Origin of the sequence: Pleurocapsa sp. FMAR1, from assembly GCF_963665995.1 — a bacterium.
In the GTDB taxonomy this organism is placed as follows: domain Bacteria; phylum Cyanobacteriota; class Cyanobacteriia; order Cyanobacteriales; family Xenococcaceae; genus Waterburya.
On the sequence record NZ_OY762512.1, the window covers coordinates 2,964,307 to 2,981,241 of the forward strand.

The 16,935-nt window shown below is 39.5% G+C and carries 17 protein-coding genes; 9 read left to right on the top strand and 8 right to left on the bottom strand.

The features are described from left to right. Positions 1-67: 67 nt before the first annotated feature. The 3 genes from SLP02_RS14325 to SLP02_RS14335 all read right to left on the bottom strand — a co-directional run bounded on the left by SLP02_RS14325 (position 68) and on the right by SLP02_RS14335 (position 3,002). Positions 68-760, bottom strand: coding sequence for a cyanoexosortase A system-associated protein (locus SLP02_RS14325; protein WP_319421348.1), 693 nt, complete (start codon positions 758-760; stop codon positions 68-70). 23 nt (positions 761-783) lie between these two features. Then, positions 784-1,650: a cyanoexosortase A gene (crtA, locus tag SLP02_RS14330; RefSeq protein WP_319421349.1), complete on the bottom strand. Its 867-nt coding sequence runs from the start codon at positions 1,648-1,650 to the stop codon at positions 784-786. Between the two features lie 146 nt (positions 1,651-1,796). Then, positions 1,797-3,002 carry a hypothetical protein gene (locus SLP02_RS14335; protein WP_319421350.1) on the bottom strand — a complete coding sequence of 402 codons (1,206 nt, stop codon included), beginning with the start codon at positions 3,000-3,002 and terminating at the stop codon, positions 1,797-1,799. 553 nt (positions 3,003-3,555) lie between these two features. Between SLP02_RS14335 and SLP02_RS14340 the strand changes: the two genes are divergently transcribed. The 6 genes from SLP02_RS14340 to SLP02_RS14365 all read left to right on the top strand — a co-directional run bounded on the left by SLP02_RS14340 (position 3,556) and on the right by SLP02_RS14365 (position 9,320). Beyond that, positions 3,556-4,479, top strand: a complete 924-nt coding sequence (locus SLP02_RS14340) for a hypothetical protein (RefSeq protein ID WP_319421351.1) — start codon at positions 3,556-3,558, stop codon at positions 4,477-4,479. Positions 4,480-4,517: 38 nt separating this feature from the next. Next, on the top strand, positions 4,518-5,567 hold the full coding sequence (locus SLP02_RS14345) for a hypothetical protein (protein WP_319421352.1): 1,050 nt from the start codon (positions 4,518-4,520) through the stop codon (positions 5,565-5,567). A gap of 127 nt (positions 5,568-5,694) precedes the next feature. Continuing rightward, a complete protein-coding gene (locus SLP02_RS14350; RefSeq protein ID WP_319421353.1) occupies positions 5,695-6,414 on the top strand; it encodes a hypothetical protein in 720 nt (239 codons plus the stop codon). Between the two features lie 256 nt (positions 6,415-6,670). Then, positions 6,671-7,216 carry a dTDP-4-dehydrorhamnose 3,5-epimerase gene (gene rfbC, locus SLP02_RS14355; RefSeq protein ID WP_319421354.1) on the top strand — a complete coding sequence of 182 codons (546 nt, stop codon included), beginning with the start codon at positions 6,671-6,673 and terminating at the stop codon, positions 7,214-7,216. Then, positions 7,213-8,091: a dTDP-4-dehydrorhamnose reductase gene (rfbD, locus tag SLP02_RS14360; protein ID WP_319421355.1), complete on the top strand. Its 879-nt coding sequence runs from the start codon at positions 7,213-7,215 to the stop codon at positions 8,089-8,091. The genes rfbC and rfbD overlap by 4 nt, the downstream gene beginning before the upstream one ends. A 155-nt stretch (positions 8,092-8,246) precedes the next feature. Continuing rightward, positions 8,247-9,320 (top strand): glucose-1-phosphate thymidylyltransferase, encoded by a 1,074-nt coding sequence (locus SLP02_RS14365; protein ID WP_319421356.1) that lies wholly within the window; start codon positions 8,247-8,249, stop codon positions 9,318-9,320. Positions 9,321-9,628: 308 nt separating this feature from the next. Here SLP02_RS14365 and gnd read toward each other — a convergent pair whose 3' ends face one another. Next, on the bottom strand, positions 9,629-11,083 hold the full coding sequence (gnd, locus tag SLP02_RS14370) for a decarboxylating NADP(+)-dependent phosphogluconate dehydrogenase (protein ID WP_319421357.1): 1,455 nt from the start codon (positions 11,081-11,083) through the stop codon (positions 9,629-9,631). A gap of 453 nt (positions 11,084-11,536) precedes the next feature. Between gnd and SLP02_RS14375 the strand changes: the two genes are divergently transcribed. Next, positions 11,537-11,893, top strand: coding sequence for a Rieske (2Fe-2S) protein (locus SLP02_RS14375; protein WP_319421358.1), 357 nt, complete (start codon positions 11,537-11,539; stop codon positions 11,891-11,893). 601 nt (positions 11,894-12,494) lie between these two features. Here SLP02_RS14375 and SLP02_RS14380 read toward each other — a convergent pair. Beyond that, the gene (locus SLP02_RS14380) at positions 12,495-13,559 is read right to left on the bottom strand and encodes a hypothetical protein (RefSeq protein WP_413467380.1); all 1,065 of its coding nucleotides are present in this window, start codon (positions 13,557-13,559) and stop codon (positions 12,495-12,497) included. A 241-nt stretch (positions 13,560-13,800) separates the two neighbouring features. On the opposite strand from SLP02_RS14380, the gene SLP02_RS14385 reads away from it, so the two are divergent. Then, positions 13,801-14,499, top strand: coding sequence for a DUF6391 domain-containing protein (locus tag SLP02_RS14385; RefSeq protein WP_319421360.1), 699 nt, complete (start codon positions 13,801-13,803; stop codon positions 14,497-14,499). 11 nt (positions 14,500-14,510) lie between these two features. Here SLP02_RS14385 and chlG read toward each other — a convergent pair whose 3' ends face one another. Then, positions 14,511-15,500, bottom strand: a complete 990-nt coding sequence (gene chlG, locus SLP02_RS14390) for a chlorophyll synthase ChlG (RefSeq protein ID WP_319421361.1) — start codon at positions 15,498-15,500, stop codon at positions 14,511-14,513. Between the two features lie 69 nt (positions 15,501-15,569). Here chlG and SLP02_RS14395 point away from each other — a divergent pair, with 69 nt between their 5' ends. Continuing rightward, on the top strand, positions 15,570-15,857 hold the full coding sequence (locus SLP02_RS14395) for a hypothetical protein (protein ID WP_319421362.1): 288 nt from the start codon (positions 15,570-15,572) through the stop codon (positions 15,855-15,857). A gap of 10 nt (positions 15,858-15,867) precedes the next feature. Here SLP02_RS14395 and SLP02_RS14400 read toward each other — a convergent pair whose 3' ends face one another. Together SLP02_RS14400 and SLP02_RS14405 are read right to left on the bottom strand one after the other, a co-directional pair. Beyond that, the gene (locus SLP02_RS14400) at positions 15,868-16,380 is read right to left on the bottom strand and encodes a YceD family protein (protein WP_319421363.1); all 513 of its coding nucleotides are present in this window, start codon (positions 16,378-16,380) and stop codon (positions 15,868-15,870) included. A 56-nt stretch (positions 16,381-16,436) separates the two neighbouring features. Beyond that, positions 16,437-16,925, bottom strand: coding sequence for a Jag family protein (locus SLP02_RS14405; RefSeq protein WP_319421364.1), 489 nt, complete (start codon positions 16,923-16,925; stop codon positions 16,437-16,439). Positions 16,926-16,935 lie beyond the last annotated feature (10 nt).

Below are 16,935 nucleotides of genomic sequence, written 5' to 3' on the forward strand. Positions count from 1 at the left end.
TTCTGTCTTAAATAATAAACGCCTAATGTGAATTAGCGGTCAGACAGTTGCGGTTATGCATAGTTGATCATTTATTCTCGGTTAAAGGCGGAAAATTAGATAGCCAGTATTGATATACATCTTTCCAGACTGTTTCGAGGGTTTGGTAAGCAGCCTGAGTATTTGGTGTGTCAGTTGGTGTTGAGAGCAGTATCCAAAGACAACGGCGATCGCGTATACTAGCTTTGCCTCTTAGCCAGTCCCATCCTACTTGCCACCGTAAGTCATTCTCGTAACGATATTGAGAAAATTGCTTTTGAGTTACATTACTAAAGCTGCGAGGACTAATACAGCTACTCAAATAAGCGCGATCTCGACCAGAAAACAAAGCATAATAACCCACTCCATCCAACTCTTTAACTATCTTAGCTTTAATAATTTTTGGGGCTATGTCAGTATAGTTCTGCAAGTATGTTTCTACATCTCCTCTAGTACCAACCAAATAGCTGATGTCCAGACGCATTTTTGTCTCACCGCCGATATGCTGATATCTTTGCTGAGATTTAATTACTTTTCGGTCTTTTGATTTTATTACGTCCTGACCTAAAGCTGATTGCTCTAATGCCATGCCACCATTAAGCTGCAAACGTTCAGGGAACTCATAATCAGCCACAGAGCGATTACCTACTTTAGGTATAATCACTGCATACATAACAGCAGCATTAATTCCAACACTGGCAACAGCTAAAAAATAACTACGCCATTGAGCCTGATTAATCATATCTTCGAGTTAGCCATAAATATTTATCCCTTATCCCTTATTACTTGCCCTTGCTTCGTTTCCAAAAACCAATAACAAAAGCCCGCAAAAATCACAATTGCCAAAGTAGAGAATATTTGCGAACCCTGCGCCCCATGCCAATAATCAAACTGTGTTGGGTTGGGTATTGATAATGTCAAAATGCAAACTCTAATTACTCCCAGAAAAAAGCCTAAGCCAATTGAAAACATGGGAATAAGTATTTTTTGCTTGATTGATAAAGTTATCAAACCTACTAGCAACAGTGACAGCTTTAGCATCAGCAAAATCATTGGTACTCCTGCACAAGGATAATCGACGATCGCCTCAACATTTCCTGACTCAGGCAACGATAATAAGATTTGATTACCTTGGCTAGCTACGTTAAACCCAATATAGTATAAAAAATAGCTAGCCAACTTAGCATTGAGAACGGTAATGTGAACAACACCATCAATAAAAAAGCCGATGACTCCCGTGGGAAAAAACAAAAACCAGGCAAAAAATAACTCCTGAAAATATTGACCCAAGCCCTTTAATCCCGAAGCCATTAAACCTAAAGCGATCGCAGCACTTATGGGTAATATGGGTAATAATATTGATTCAAACCAAAAAAGCGAAAAAACTTTAGATAAAATTAAACCTAATGACAGTAAACCAATAAAACTAGATAAAAGATCGCTACGATCATCTAAATCATCTTTTTTGCGCCACAGTAGCCAAAAAATTGCTCCCCAATACAAACCGTCTGTAGTCAATTGGTCAATATCACCTGTGGTTTTCCAAGTCAGGTTGAGATAGAGAATAGCTATGCCAACTAAACTAGAAAATAACCAGAATTTATGATACTTGCTGATTTTTTTAGAATACATTAATATTTTTATTTATTGCCAAAAACGTATTACTCTTGCATAAATAAACGACTAACCGTTTTAGCTTCTGTACGGGCGGAACCGCCGTTCGCCCCTACCTCTGACTTCTTAGAAAAGTAATTAACAATGTGATTCATTCAAATAATCTATAAGAGTGGCTCTAAAACATAAAATGTTACTCCTCCATTTCCTTCAATTTGAAACTGAGGCTGAGTTTCACTCAGAACGTTAAATTCATTTCTGTCAGTAGTAAACAAATGCGATCCTGTCTGAGTATTAAACATTCTATATAAAGGAATCGTGTCTATATTTTTTGGTTGAGAATCAAAAGCATAGTAAGCGACATCTTCAAAGCTGAAGTAACTCAAATTCTGGCGAATATAATTTTTTTCGTTTTCGTCTATAGTGTAAAGATGAGCTCCACTAACTTTATTAAAGAAGCGATAAACTGGGGCTGAGTTCTTAATTTTTTCTCCAGTCAAGGTGTCTAAAACATCATAGGCTACACCTTCATAGGTATAAGGTAATTTTCCCGCTTCACCCAACTCTTTGACTACCTTTTGTTCATTTGGATCAGCAGTGTAAAAATGAAATCCTCGATCATATCGATAAAAGCGGTATACCTCAGTCCTGGGAAAGATATCGTAGCCAATATCAGATAAGATTGCTAAATCCAAATTTGTTGGCAAGTTTCTTTCGCCAAAGGTAAAAGATTTGTCTAATAAAGCATCCCTTCTAGGATCTAAGGAAAAGCCATCCTGAATATGGTTTCGATCCGCATCTAAAGGTATTGGCTGAACGCCGTTTAAGATAACGCTTTTTCTACCAACAAATTTTCCATCTTGAATCTGGTCTGCAAAAGCTTTAGAAGTACCAATTCCCAAAATATGACCAATTTCATGCAGACTTAAACTCAGAAAATCTTGTTTATCTGGGGGAATATCATTATCAGTTTTGGGAGTGCTATCAAAATAAAAATTATCTACTGCATTGGTATTAAACTCAATCGTACCTAACCAAGGTTCAAAATCTTTTCCTATAATTCTCTTTTCGCGATCGCTACCGTTAGCAAAATCAGCGTAAAACGATCCTTCTCCAAAAGTCAACGAATCAGAATTTGAGTTGACTGAAGAGACAAAAATAATTACATCATCAATTGATTCGTTTAAAACAACCTTTTGTTCTGAGTGATTAATCGGAAATCTTAAAGTTTCTTTTGCGGGAATCGAAGTAAAGTCATCTTGAATGTAAGAACTCCAAACATTACCTGCTTGTTCTAATATTGCTTTTCTTTTAGGTGTAAAAAAATTAGCATTATCAAAACGATAATCAAACTTAATATTAAAACTCATAAAAATTTTCTAAGTATATTTTCATAATTTTTTTTAGACTTTGAAAAATTTACCTACAAATACCTATTTTTTTATTCATCTTTTTTATAAAGATATAAAACCCATAATAGCAAACGACAAAAGTAGACTTTCATGAAGTACATGAATAACCTATTTAAAATCAAATCTAACCTCGAAGAATAGTATTGTCTTGTGTATAAATAATTAAAAGTCTTAAAGGCTTTTAGCATAAATAGTAAATTTTACATCAGTGTTTACAACCATAGTTTTGCTGTTATGCCATTCAAAGACACCGTAAAAAGACTTAGTTGCTCAGTAATAATATCTATTTGCCTTATATTTTTGATTTACACATTGAGGATTTATAAAATATGAAGTATAACAGCAAAAGTACGACTGAATCTTGCTAATTATCAACTAAACAAAAATAAAAGCCTGTAATACAATAACTTGATTAATTAACATTATTGCTTTACTTCATTAATAAGTAATAGGCTTTTTGCCAGTTATTCTTTTTATTGTTAAGTACGATTATATCTGTTCCTAAGAATTTATGCGTATATTAACTTTTGCTAGCTCTACAGCTGTACTCTTGCCTCTTTTGAGTTTAAATGCTTGGGCAAATCCAGCTAATCAATCTCAACCATCAACTTTAAAGTTTTCGCCCACTAAAGATAAACAAATATCTCAACAAAACTCAACAGTTCCTGCTGATAATTCTTGGAGTAATTCCAATCAAAAAGAATTAGAAGGCGTTAAATTTCAACTGCAAAATATCAGTCAGCGTAATTTTACCCCTAGTCGCGGTGTTCCAAGTTTAACTATTGCCAATCCTTATGGATTTGGTGCAGATAGGGGCTTTTTTAGCGGTTTAAGCTATCAGACAGATACTCGTGGCGGACTCGATGGAGTCAATAATCGGGATGGAACTTTTGGATTTGGGTTAGGTCTAGGAAATGCCCAGAAGTCTGTTGGTGCAGAACTTAGCTACAGCGCAGCCAGTTTTGGTCAGAATGATCGTGACTTTGGTTCTGGCGGTTTTAACCTGAAGCTGCATCGCAAAATTGCTGATGGCTGGGGCGTTGCTGCTGGATGGAATAGTTTTCTTTCAATTGGTGATGGCAATGACCTTGATGACTCTTTGTATTTCGCCACTACTAAAATTTTCAGAACCAGAGAAAATGTCAATTCTGCCTTTAGCCGAGTTGGAGCAACCATTGGCGTTGGCAACGGACAATTTCGCACCGAAGACTCAATCGCTAATGATAACAATAATTTTAACGTTTTTGGTAGTCTAGCTTTCCGTGTAGCACGACCAGTTAGCTTTATTACAGAATGGACGGGGCAAGACTTAGGGATGGGTTTATCTGTTTCTCCTTTTCGTGCTGTTCCACTGACCATTAACCTTGGCGCTAGAGATATTGCTGGTGCTGGAGATGGAGCGCGTTTTGTTTTCGGAGTTGGCGCAGGAATTTAAGTTTATTTTTAGATCAATTTTATCAGGAAAATTATGTTATGCGCTATAAGCAATTATTACGGCTAGGTTCTTTAGTTGCCTTGGGAACACTCACCGCAACTACGTCTGTTACAGCCCAATCAGTCACCAATAATTCTGATACTTCTGGATTTCAGACCTATAGCTCTCCCGCAGTCGGTATAGATAGCAATAACGGTAATGGCATACCGTCAACTACTCAATATAATCCAGCTACAGGAGAATTTGTAGGTGGTGGAATAACAAATCCGATTACATTTGGTTCAGCTAGAGGTTCAGCCAGAGGTTCTGGAAATGGTTCAGCCAGAGGTTCTAGGAATGGTTCAGCCAGTGACTCTGGCAATGGTTCAGCCAATGGTTCTAGGAATGGTTCTGGCAATGGCTCTGGTAATGGTTCTAGGAATGGTTTTGGCAATGGTTCTGGCAATGGTTCTAGGAATGGTTCAGCCAGAGGTTCTGGCAATGGTTCTAGGAATGGTTTTGGCAATGGTTCAGCCAGAGGTTCTGGCAATGGCTCTGGTAATGGCTCTGGTAATGGCTCTGGTAATGGTTCTGGTAATGGTTCTGGTAATAGTTCAGCCAGTGGCTCTGGGGATGGTTCTGGAAATAGTTCAGCCAGTGGCTCTGGGGATGGTTCTGGAAATAGTTCAGCCAGTGGCTCTGGGGATGGTTCTGGCAATGGTTTTAGAGAAATAACTCTCAATGATGCTGCCACTTTATTAAAGGGTAGTCTCAATAACTCCTTAGATAATTTGTCAGCAGCAGAACAAGCAGGACAGGCAGGACAGTCAGCAAGTGAAACTCCTAGTGATCCTAGACGAATTACCAGAAGAAATTCTGACAGTAATAATCGAGCCTGTGGCTGTGCTAACCCAGCATCTTCTAAGCCCAGACGTATTGTTAGAAGTAGTTCTACAGCTTGTGGTTGTGCTAATGGTTCAACTGCTGAAGCTCGTCAAGTCAAAGGTCGTGAATTTCAAGCTCGTCAAATTCTCGAAAAACAATTAGCTGAATCGAAAAAATTCATTCAACAGGTTAACCAAATCGATCCAGATAAAAATATTTGGTAACAAGACAAGTAAATTTATCAGGCGATCGCTCTGCACTTCTGCACTCAGCTTAGATAAGGATTAGCTCCAGGTATCCCGTCAACGAATCTCGCCATTACAGCTAAAATTATTCTCCAAATTAAACATTATGATTAAACTCAATTGGACTTATATCGGTATATCTTTTGGTACATTAGGATTACTAAATGCTATGAGCCTTAGAGCAGTAGCAGAAGATGTTATAGGCAATAAAGGTATTACATTTCAAGAAGACACAATTATTGAAATGGAGTTTATTGAATCCCACGGTGCATATCAATCTACTTTTGGCGTTGTGGATTTAGATACTTGTCAAACAAGTGCTTCACAAGCAATTGATTATGATACTTGCTCTAAAACTCCCTTACTTTCTGAAGTAAAAGCGTCCGATAGCTTTGATAATGTCTATCGTCGATCTACTTACGAAACCGATCTAAAAGAAAGCCGTAACAATGATTTTTTAGGTACTCCTGGCAATACCGTTCCTAATTTTAAAACGGAATTTTTATTTAAAGCCAACAAAAGATATGCTTTTTATCTAGAGTCTAAGTTTGATGGCAAACCCGCTGGAACAGTTTACACTACAGACTTATTGAATTCTCAGGGTAATCGTCAGGCTTTATTTAATGAAGCAGGTTTAGATACTGAAGCTGTAGCTAAACGGCGGAATAACCCTCAATTTGATGCGAATAAATTTGATGTTCTAATTAAGGGCGGTTTGTTGCTTAATCTGGATGATACTGGCTCAAAATTGGTCAAAAATGTAGACGAAGATACCGATTTTGATGATTTTATTGTTGGTATCGGTGGAGAATATGGCTGTAATTAATTTGATAAATCTGAGCGGACATTAATAGCAATCTTAGTTTGCGATCTGAACACATTTGTAAATAATTTATCCAAGGGGTGGTAGCTGCTTTTTAGCTGATAGCCACCCTTTTTTTTTTAAATAACCTGAGTTCTCAGTAATTTCCCTGAATATTATTTCTTAAATGCTATGTTATCGTAATGCAGTCAGATAGTTATCCGTTAATTTACGGCAGAATTATCTCTGATACCTGAACGAGAAGTTATGGAAAGGCTTCATGAATGTTATTCAAACGACAATTCCCGATGTTTTAATCATTGAATCAAAAGTATTCGGTGATGACCGTGGTTTTTTTCTGGAAAGCTTTAACGCCAAGACTTTTGCCGAAAAGACTGGAGTTACGAGTCAGTTTGTTCAAGATAATCACTCGCGCTCGGCTCAAAATGTTTTGCGGGGTTTACATTATCAAATAAAACAAGCCCAGGGAAAATTAGTTAGAGTGGTTTTAGGAGAAGTATTAGATGTGGCGCTAGACATTCGTAAAAGCTCACCAACCTTTGGGCAGTGGACTAGCTGTATTCTAAGCGAAAGTAACAAAAGACAATTTTGGGTTCCTCCTGGCTTTGCCCATGGCTTTGTAGTGCTATCCCAAACAGCAGATTTTTTATATAAAACAACAGATTATTACGCGCCAGAGTATGAGCGTTCAATTTTGTGGAACGACCCTGCTCTTGATATAGACTGGAAAATATCGGGCGAACCAGTTTTATCGAACAAAGATAAAGAAGCTGTACCTTTAGAGCAAGCGGAGGTGTTTGCGTGACCAAGATCTTGCTAACGGGAATTACAGGACAAGTCGGACAAGAATTGGAGCAAACTCTGACTTCTGTGGGAGAAGTTATTGGCGTTAGTCGTCAAGAATTTGATTTGAGTCAGCCAGCCCAAATAAAGCAAAAGATCGCCGAGATAAAACCGAATGTGATTGTCAATGCTGCTGCTTATACGGCTGTAGATAAGTCAGAAAGTGAAGCCGAACTTGCTATGGCAATCAACGGCAACGCGCCAAAAGCGATCGCCCAAGCGGCACAAGATATCGGTGCAACCCTTTTGCATATATCTACTGACTATGTATTTAATGGTCAAAATCACACTCCCTACTTGGAAACAGATAAAACCGATCCCCTAGGAGTATATGGTAAATCTAAGCTCTCAGGAGAAATAGGAGTTAGGGATTGCGATCGCCATATTATTTTGCGTACTGCCTGGGTATATGGCTCAAAAGGACATAATAACTTTGTTAAAACTATGCTCCGACTTGGTAAAGATCGAGAAGAGTTAAAGGTAGTTGCCGATCAGGTAGGTAGTCCATCATGGTCTTATGATATTGCTCTGACAATTACTCAGCTAGTGGATAAATCTTTAAATGATTCAAATATCAGAGGGACTTATCACTACACCAACAGTGGTGTTTGCAGTTGGTATGATTTTGCGGTGGCTATTTTCGCCGAAGCTAAACAACTCGGCTTTCCTCTAGCAATTGAACGAGTTTTACCTATTACCACTGCAGACTATCCTACCCCGACTCAACGTCCAGCCTATTCAGTCTTGTCTAAGGTCAAAATTACAAAAACACTAGGAGTTTATCCTCCTCACTGGCGTGAATCTTTGAGAAAAATGCTGACTGAATTAAGGGGATAAGGGATAAAAGATAAGGGATAAGGAGCAATTTAAAAGCTAATAGCTAATAGCTGATAGCCCAAAGGGCGGGCGTGGAATAAGCTGCTTGCGAAGCAGCATTTCCGCCCGCTGATAGCTACCAAAACAGTCTAATTATCAACGAAGCCAATAAAAAAATGAAAGCAATTATTCTCTCTGGTGGTAAAGGTACAAGATTGCGTCCCCTAACTTATACAGGAGCAAAACAACTTGTTCCCGTAGCCAACAAACCAATTCTTTGGTACGGTATTGAGTCCATTGTGGCAGCAGGAATTACGGAAATTGGGATTATTATCAGTCCCGAAACAGGAGGCGAAGTAGAGTCCAAAACAGGCAATGGCGATCGCTTTGGAGCGAAGATTACCTATCTCAAACAAGACCAACCTTTAGGACTGGCACACGCGGTAAAAGTAGCTCAATCGTTTTTAGGAGATTCTCCCTTTGTAATGTATTTGGGGGATAACCTAGTTCAAAGTGAATTAGATCAGTTTATCGATAAATTCAAGTCTCAACACCTTGATGCTTTAACTCTACTCAGTGAAGTCGAAAACCCCTCTGCTTTTGGGGTGGCGAAAGTAGATGATCGGGGCAACGTTTTGCAGCTAATCGAAAAACCCAAAAATCCGCCTTCAAACTTGGCACTGGTAGGAGTGTATTTATTCTCTACTGAAATCCATCAGGCGATCGCCAATATTCAACCATCCCCTAGGGGTGAATTGGAAATTACCGATGCCATCCAGTATCTAATCGATCAAAAGCAAAAGGTAGCATCTTTTCAATTATCAGGCTGGTGGCTAGATACAGGAAAAAAAGATGATTTGCTAGCAGCCAATCAAATTATCTTGGATACCTGCTTAGAAACAACTCACGAAGGAACGATAGACAAAGAAAGTAAGGTTAGTGGTCGAGTTCATGTAGGAACTGACTCTTTGATTAAAAATTCTATGATTCGTGGTCCTGTAACCATCGGTAAGAACTGTAAAATTGAAAACTGTTTTATTGGTCCTTATAGCAGTATTGCTGACGACACGACCCTAATTGATGTTGACATTGAGCATAGCGTAGTTCTTAAAGGTGCAACAATCGAAGGCATCAATAGCCGTATCGTCGATAGTTTAATTGGCGAAAGAGCGCATTTGAAAGCTGCTCCAAAGCGTCCCAAAGCATTACGCTTTATGATTGGTGATGATTCTCAAATTGAATTGTCGTAGAAGTAAACGGCTTCGCCGTAGCTATTAGCTGTTAGCTATTAGCTTGCTTTGAAGAGGCTTTAAACCTCCCCTAATCGAAGACCACGCTTGACGGATCTTAGTGAGGGCATTAAACCCGATAGCTTAGAAGCTCTTAGTCTTTTACTTAGGTAATCTTGTTTGGCTTTAAGCTAAAAGCTTTATTTGGCAAAAGGAATAAGGTGGGCATAAAAAACAATTATGTATTAATAGATACAGAGTTTAATTTATACCCACCGAAAAGCTGAGATAATATAATCTACAATTCCAGATTTAAAATCTACAAAGCTTTAGTCCGTAGTCCCAGTTTGTAAAGATTCCTCTGCAACTCTTGTCCACTCTGTATGAGCAAACTCACCTCTTGGTTTGTCTACTCTTTCATAGGTGTGTGCGCCAAAGTAATCTCTTTGAGCCTGAGTTAGATTCTGAGGTAGACTAGCACGACGATAGCTATCAAAATAGTCCAAAGAAGAACTAAAAGCAGGAACAGGAATACCTAACTTGTTGGCAGTTGCCAAAACTTCACGCCATGCAGCCTGACGGTCAATAATTGACTGTTTAAACTCTGACGCAAGAAGTAAATTAGGTAAATCAGGATTTTCGTTGAACGCGTTTTTGATTTTGTCTAAAAAAGCCGCCTTAATAATACAGCCTCCTTTCCAGATTCGTGCTATTTCTGCCAAGTCGAGGTTAAAGTTAAACTCAGCCGATGCCTTGCTCAATAGTGCCATGCCTTGAGCATAGGAACACATTTTGGAGCAGTATAAAGCATCTCGGACTTTATTGATAAAGTCCTGCTTGTCTCCCTCGTATTTGGCGGTTGGACCGCTAATCTCTTTAGAAGCAGCTACTCGTTCTTCTTTGTATGCAGACATGACGCGAGCGTTAACCGCAGCGTAAATAGTAGGAATTGGCACACCCAACTCTAGAGAAGTTACTACTGTCCAGCGTCCTGTGCCTTTCTGTCCCGCAGCATCTAAGATTGAATCTACTAAGGGTTGGTGTGTTTGGGGATCGATGTTGCTAAAAATATCGGCAGTAATTTCAATCAAAAAAGAATCTAATTCTTCAGTATGATTCCACTGGTTAAATACTTCTTCTAACTCTTTGCCATTTAAGCCTAGAGTGGTTTTCATCAAGTCATAGGCTTCGGCGATCAGCTGCATATCCCCATACTCAATGCCGTTGTGTACCATTTTGACATAGTGACCAGCACCACCAGGACCAATAAAAGTGACACAGGGACCATCATCAACCTGAGCAGCAATTTTAGTTAAAATTGGCTCTAAGTCGCGATAACCAGCCTCTGTGCCTCCAGGCATCAAGCTAGGTCCCTTAAGCGCGCCTTCTTCGCCACCGCTAACTCCCATACCCACAAAACCTAGTCCTGTAGACTCTAGATCTTTAGTCCGTCTTTCAGTGTCGTTATATAAAGAGTTTCCCCCATCGATAATAGTGTCTCCTTTATCTAGTAGTGGTTTTAATTGATCGATAACCGCATCTACTGGTTTGCCTGCTTTGACCATTACCAAAATGTTACGGGGACGTTCTAAAGTCTGCACAAATTCTTCTAAAGAATAAGCAGCTTTAATGTCTTTGTCTTTAGCCCTGACTTCCATAAATTTCTCGGTTTTAGCAGCAGTACGGTTATATACAGCGATCGGAAAACCGCGACTTTCTACGTTGAGGGCGAGATTTTCCCCCATAACGGCTAAACCAATTACACCAAAAGTTCTCTTTGCCATAGTATTAAAATTGCCTGAAAATTTCTTTGTTTGTCTGGAAAACAATAACCTAGGAAAAGGCTAACGCAGTTTTACGGATGAGAATCATTTTTTAATTAACTCTTCTATTTTCCCTAGGCACAAAGATAATTTGTCTGCTTGCTTGAGCAAAAATCGGTGTTGAATTACACAGTTATCTCGCGAGTCTAATAAATTTGCTATACATTTTGTAATCTGAGATCTCAGATTACAAATTAATTAATAATTGGTGGAGATATCAAAATTGATTAAAGATTATGTGTTGTCGCTATTGCGCTAAGTAGATTGTATTGATTCTTTCAAGGGTCATTGAGAAAAAACCAATAAGTTAAGTTTTGAAGACTTAAATGAGAGGCGATTTTGTGAAACTATGAAACCATAACCTAGACTCATTCCACGGTTAAAAACATATTTAAAATTGAGGCGAAATTTAAAATGACATGGACTAAAACTTTGGCTGCTGATGCCCTCGCACCTGGCACAAGAGAAGTAGTAAAATTACAACAGCGATCGCTGTTGCTGCTTAACGAGGCAAATAATATCTACGCGATTGATAACATTTGCCCCCACATGAAGTTACCCTTGAAAAAAGGCAAAGTCACCGCAGATGGATCGATTGTCTGTCCTTGGCATCGGAGTGAATTTGATCTCAAAACTGGCAATGTCGAAAATTGGTGTACTTTTCCTCCTGTTGTGGGTAATATTTTAGGCAAAATTTCGGCGGAGAAATCTTTGGAAGTTTTTCCCACAAAAGTAGAAGATGGACAAATTCTGGTGGATTTACCCGTTTAAAAATTAGTGACTTTAAAGACAACTAAAAGTCCCCCAAATTTGGCAAGCGACCCTCTAAAGAGTTCGACATCGGAAAGCATTCCCTTGCGTCTTACGCCGACGCGGGGTCTTTCCTCAGTTTGCTTATGCCGGTGAAACCTTTCGACACTTTGCTCAACGGGTCACAGACCCGCAACGCAAGTGTCTCACCACCGCAACTGTCTCACTGCGTCGCCGACAGGCGCGCCCTCAACAGTTTGACGGGCGGTATAAACGCCTGGGAAACCACAGGCGACACGCCCTCCTCAACGGGGTGAAACCCCCTTCGGGTTCAGCAGTTTGCTTATGCCAGGGAACCTGTCCACCGCAACTGCTTCACCGCAACGCAACTGCTTCGCAAAGGAACGCGCGAGTTTGGGGGATTGAGGGCAATTGTCCTAAATGTCAAGTCCATTTTTAAAAATAAAGCGATCGCTGATATAATTGTCATCTTCGAGACTATGTTTAAAGATGCCAAGACTGAGTTACGTTTTTTCGTCTTTGGAAGTTGACTGCAATCAAAGAATCGTGGTTTTAATATGAGCATATTATCGATTCAATAGCTCAAAAAAATTTTAGCTTTTTACAATCCCGAAGGTTTAACCTTATAGGGAATTTCTTCCACGGGCAAATGCTCTCCATCTAAATCGTTATAGGTCAATTGAAGCCTACGTTCTCCCGCATACTTAATCAGTTTGCCACTGTATAGCTCGGCTTTTGTTCCAAAACTCTGTATTCGTACTTTGCCACCAAATACCGTTGCTCTGGCTAAATAAATTACTAGATCATCCCTTGATGGACGATTTACCGTAGTGCTGGCGGTGAGATGAGCTAATCCTCTCTCATCTATTTCCTGAGTCATTGCCATGGCGGTGTTGCGAATACCACGAATAGCTACAATTGCTGAAGCTACTGCCATAGTGATATCTATTCCACCCTCAGTAACAATCTTTTGGTTAGAAAGATACTGAAAGTTTTTTTCGCCTAAATCATCCCTGATACGACGATGAATCATATTGTGGGGATGATAGTTTGATAAAGCTCCGACAATCGCACCACAGGCATTACGGGGTTCTCGCCAAGGAGATTCACGGGTTTTACCGTAAATGCGCTTTTCTCCTTCTTCTAAACGCCCTACATGAGTTTTAAGATCTGCTGCCACCAATACCATCGACTGAGAATTTCCCTCGTATAGTCTTCGGCGCAACGGTTCGTCCATTTGATGTGCCACGGTAACGTGAGCAAGAGTTGCCCCATTATCTGTGCCACCGCCTGCGGGAAAAAATGCTTCTAGCTTTAGTTCGCCAATTTCTGAGAGGGTTGCAAAACGCGATGCTACTACATCTCGGTAACGTTTAGTGACTTCTCCTTGGTGAATGCGATCGCCACAGTTAGTATATGCCAAAGTTGTCACGACGCTGGGCAAGCTCAAATCTGCTCCACATATTTGTATATCAGTGGTGCTAGAAGCAGCAAACTGTAGTTCGTCTCTTAATACCTGTAATCCATTGACTAAAGCATAGCGATCGCTGACAATTTCGTTAAGATAATTATGATAAGCGTTTCGTTCCATACCAAAGCTGGCAGGCAGACACCAAAACTTATCAATCCGTTTTTGGGCAGATGCAACATCAAAGAGGATAGGCATATACAGTTTCTGGTTAGATTTACTAATGATAAAAATAGCGGACTTCTGCCCTTCAATATTTATAGCAGCAAAAAATTTGTGAATAACAAACAAATCATAAAAATTGTGTTCTCAAACACATGAGCCTTATATCCTTGCGGAGTAAGAGTTAGGTGACTAATTTTTATTAAAACAATCTGAAGATAGACGATAAAATAATTAGACTTAAAAAGTATCAGTATGTAGATTCAAAATAATTTTGTTGACCACAAACTGTAGACAACAAGCGATCGCACCTAAATTCATTATGATCGATGCCACTTACACCAACTCAGGGTTTGACTTTCCTAATTCTCATGGGGATACTGAACTAATTAAGCAGCTAGGCTTTATTCCTGGTTTAAAAGACTTTCTTACCATTCGTCAGGTACACGCTTTAGAACACGCTACTGTATGGGTGTTAAGTAGTTTAGGCAATTCCAGTACAACGACAAAATTCTCAGCTAGCTATTTATCCGCAGACAACGAAGATATCGGCGGAATGTCTACTGAGAAAGGATTTTATCTTTACGGTAATATCGATCCCTTCAGATTAAGAAGGGCTGTAAATCTGGCTTTGATTCGTTTACAACAAGGGGAATGGAACTTAGCACTTCATCCTCGCTGTGGCACAAATTCTTCTGTGGCTATGATGCTTACTAGCAGTATGGCAATGATGGCACACCTTAGTTTGCCTAAAGAACCAATACATCAACTGATGGGTATGGGATTAGCCACCCTTGCTGCTAACTATCTTGCTCCCGATATTGGCATATACGTTCAAAAATATATAACAACCGCTATCCCCTTTAATTTGAAGCTCAAAAAAATAACCAAAATCACTGATAAATCAGGTAATTCTGGCTACTTTGTGCGATTAGATTGGATAAACACTACTTCATCGTTTACCCCTAACTGCTAACTGGTCACTGATTAAATTCCTGCGTGTCCTAGAGCAATACCTGTAAACAGCATTCCAAAAACTAGAAAAGGCTGGGCGCTGGCTTGATATTTGACATCATTCTCTAAAGGATTGCGGAGAAAATACATATCCTGAAAGACAATCTGAGGAATTACCAGTAAAAAGACAATAGTGGCGTAAAGATTCTCGTGAATTGAGACCAAATAACCACTAATACCAATTTGAAAAACGTCGATCGCAATGACGCAAATCCAAGCAGCAGTAGTTACTCCAAACATTACTGGCAGAGATTTTAAGCCTAAAGCGCGATCGCCTTCTACACTTTTGAAGTCGTTAACAATGGCAATACCCAACCCTGCAAAGCTGTAGATCAAAGTCAAAATTACAATTTTCCAACTCAATTCACCAAACAAAGCGTGACCAGTCCACCATGGTAAAGCAATATAGCTAGAACCGAGGGCATAAGTCCCTAACCAGCCATTTTGCTTAAGTTTCAGTGGTGGTGCAGAATAAATATAGGCAATAACAGAACCACCCAAAGCAAGACAAAGAATAGTCGGAAAATCATGACCTACTGCCACATCTAAGCCATAAGCTAATGCCCAAGCAGCTAGTACTAAGACCCAAATCTGTACTTTTGCTTGCGTTAGAGAAATTGCCCCCGAAGGAATAGGTCGATAGGGTTCATTGATTGCATCAATTTCACGATCGTACAGTTCGTTAACGGTCTGGGTATAACCAGTCATTAATGGACCTGAAAGTAACATACAGGCAGCAGCTAGCAGAACATTTTCGACTGTCCAAGTATAGTTACCTGAAGATGCTGCACCGCAAATCACCCCCCAAATAAGAGGAATCCAGGTAATCGGCTTCATTAATTGCAGCCTTATTTTCCAAAGAGAAGTTTCCCCTGAAGCTGCGCCTTTCATACCTAGCAATTGACGAGCTTTAGAATCCCCTGAGTTATCTGCTTTTTCTATATTTGTAGGAGAATCAGACATGATTAGTTGAGTTTGAGTGATTATTAGTAATATTTACTGATGTTACGCAAGACAACGAGCATATTTTCAATGAGCAATGAAAATAGAATAACCTATCCTTTACCCCCTTTCCCCTTAACCTTCTTACGAAGTTTGCTCAACGGAGGGAACCTCCGCAACGCACGGCGGCTTTTGAGAAAGAATACTCTTACTCAACCTCGACAGTTTGCTCAAGTCGGGGAACCCGCCCAACACAACTGTCTCGCAAAACGCGCCTTAACTTCGCGCTTTTCCCCGTCTCAACAGATTAATTATTGCGTAACATCAGATATTTATTTACCGATAAATGATTTTACCTTTGATTTGAGTATTCAGTAATAACTACTAATTAATCCTGGCTACCGTTTAATTGATTTTTTAAGGCTGCCAAACTTGACCAACGACTATCTAGCTGAAATTCATCTTTTAAAGGTGTTTTTGCTGCTCCTGGACAGTTCTCACCGCATACTTTCCTTAAAGGTAAAGCCAGGGACAATTGTTCAAAAAGCCACATTTGGGGATCGAAATGTCCGTTGGGAGAAAGAACTTCTGATAAATCCTCCATCGAGACTTCTCTTTCTGCGGGGAGATCTTCAATATTTTCCAGTTCAGATTCTAGCCAAATCAATTCTGATGTATCAATTTTCAAACGCTGATTATAATGTTGTAAACAGCGATCGCAAACTAGAGTAATAATTGTTTCTGCTTGAGATGCTACTTCTAAAAAGTTTCCCCCGTGGCGCATTACAATTTTGCCTTTTACGGGTATTAAAGTGTCTAATTCACTAATATTGTCATCGACAATAATCTCTGCTGTTCTTTTGGGTGCTTTTAGCAGATGGGGTATGTATACCGCTTCCATTGTGTGCTTCTTGTTTAACGCTGTGTATTGGCAACGTGTTTCGAGGTTAATTTGGATTATTGCGATCGCAAAATCAATCTTCTGTCTGGTTCTTGACCCCGACTTTCGCTGCTTAAATCTTCTATTTCTTCTAAGGAAGAATGTATCTGTTTTCTTTCGGCGGACGATAAGCCAGGTATTTCTACGTCTTCTCCTGTTTCTCTTACCTTGGCGATCGCCTCTTCGGTCAAGACCGCTAATTCTTGATAACGTTCAAATCTATAGCCATCAAATTCTACGGTAAAGGAGCTTTGAGCTTCAGGGTCTGCCTCTAAATTAAGTATGGTATTGGCAAGATATTGAATTGCATCAATACTTTGACCTTTATTGCCGATTAGCTGTTCTTTTTGCTCTGAGGTTAGATTGCTGCCGTCTATATTTAACCAATTAGAGTTTGAATCAGTAGTTACTGTCTCAAACCCTTCAGTGGTTACCTTAGCAGCCAGACCCATAGAATCTAGAAGCTGCTCTAACCACTGTTTTCCTAAGCTTAGTTGACTTTCCACGATGGTTGAT

What these genes read in the sequence shown, in the direction of transcription:
- SLP02_RS14325 (WP_319421348.1), bottom strand. Translation starts at nt 760, where the DNA reads ATGATTAATCAGGCTCAATGGCGTAGTTATTTTTTAGCTGTTGCCAGT.
- SLP02_RS14350 (WP_319421353.1), top strand. Translation starts at nt 5,695, where the DNA reads ATGATTAAACTCAATTGGACTTATATCGGTATATCTTTTGGTACATTA.
- SLP02_RS14335 (WP_319421350.1), bottom strand. Translation starts at nt 3,002, where the DNA reads ATGAGTTTTAATATTAAGTTTGATTATCGTTTTGATAATGCTAATTTT.
- rfbC (WP_319421354.1), top strand. Translation starts at nt 6,671, where the DNA reads ATGAATGTTATTCAAACGACAATTCCCGATGTTTTAATCATTGAATCA.
- SLP02_RS14395 (WP_319421362.1), top strand. Translation starts at nt 15,570, where the DNA reads ATGAGCAATGAAAATAGAATAACCTATCCTTTACCCCCTTTCCCCTTA.
- SLP02_RS14365 (WP_319421356.1), top strand. Translation starts at nt 8,247, where the DNA reads ATGAAAGCAATTATTCTCTCTGGTGGTAAAGGTACAAGATTGCGTCCC.
- SLP02_RS14400 (WP_319421363.1), bottom strand. Translation starts at nt 16,380, where the DNA reads ATGGAAGCGGTATACATACCCCATCTGCTAAAAGCACCCAAAAGAACA.
- gnd (WP_319421357.1), bottom strand. Translation starts at nt 11,083, where the DNA reads ATGGCAAAGAGAACTTTTGGTGTAATTGGTTTAGCCGTTATGGGGGAA.
- chlG (WP_319421361.1), bottom strand. Translation starts at nt 15,500, where the DNA reads ATGTCTGATTCTCCTACAAATATAGAAAAAGCAGATAACTCAGGGGAT.
- SLP02_RS14345 (WP_319421352.1), top strand. Translation starts at nt 4,518, where the DNA reads ATGCGCTATAAGCAATTATTACGGCTAGGTTCTTTAGTTGCCTTGGGA.
- SLP02_RS14380 (WP_413467380.1), bottom strand. Translation starts at nt 13,559, where the DNA reads ATGCCTATCCTCTTTGATGTTGCATCTGCCCAAAAACGGATTGATAAG.
- SLP02_RS14375 (WP_319421358.1), top strand. Translation starts at nt 11,537, where the DNA reads ATGACATGGACTAAAACTTTGGCTGCTGATGCCCTCGCACCTGGCACA.
- SLP02_RS14340 (WP_319421351.1), top strand. Translation starts at nt 3,556, where the DNA reads ATGCGTATATTAACTTTTGCTAGCTCTACAGCTGTACTCTTGCCTCTT.
- crtA (WP_319421349.1), bottom strand. Translation starts at nt 1,650, where the DNA reads ATGTATTCTAAAAAAATCAGCAAGTATCATAAATTCTGGTTATTTTCT.